Origin of the sequence: Streptomyces sp. P17 (assembly GCF_032436805.1) — a bacterium.
Classification (GTDB): domain Bacteria; phylum Actinomycetota; class Actinomycetes; order Streptomycetales; family Streptomycetaceae; genus Streptomyces.
In genome coordinates this window covers 1-266 of sequence record NZ_JAVRBF010000921.1, presented here as the reverse complement: position 1 = coordinate 266, position 266 = coordinate 1, and the positions used below count along the sequence as shown (strand labels likewise).

1 pseudogene is annotated in these 266 nt (G+C 34.6%); it reads right to left on the bottom strand.

Annotation, left to right across the window (positions count from 1 at the left end):
* Positions 1-266 (bottom strand): annotated as a pseudogene (locus RMT89_RS43450) (hypothetical protein); the annotation flags it as partial.

Sequence of the window (266 nt, the reverse complement as noted above, 5' to 3'; positions counted from 1 at the left end):
CGATTTGATTTCGATGCTCTCCTAAAGCTTTAAACACATCGACGGCTTTAGCAGGAAGAGGATCACGAAGGATGTTTTTCATTCTTTTAACTGCATCATCAAGGAATACAGAATGAAAATCTCCTACTTGAAAACTATCAAGATTTGCCAATTCAGGACGACTAAGAATTAGTGTCCAATGTTCATTCATTAATCTTGCTTTCAAAAAAAGTTCGATCGATGAATAGAAATCAACAATTGAGTTTTTTGGTCTCTTATCAAGATCA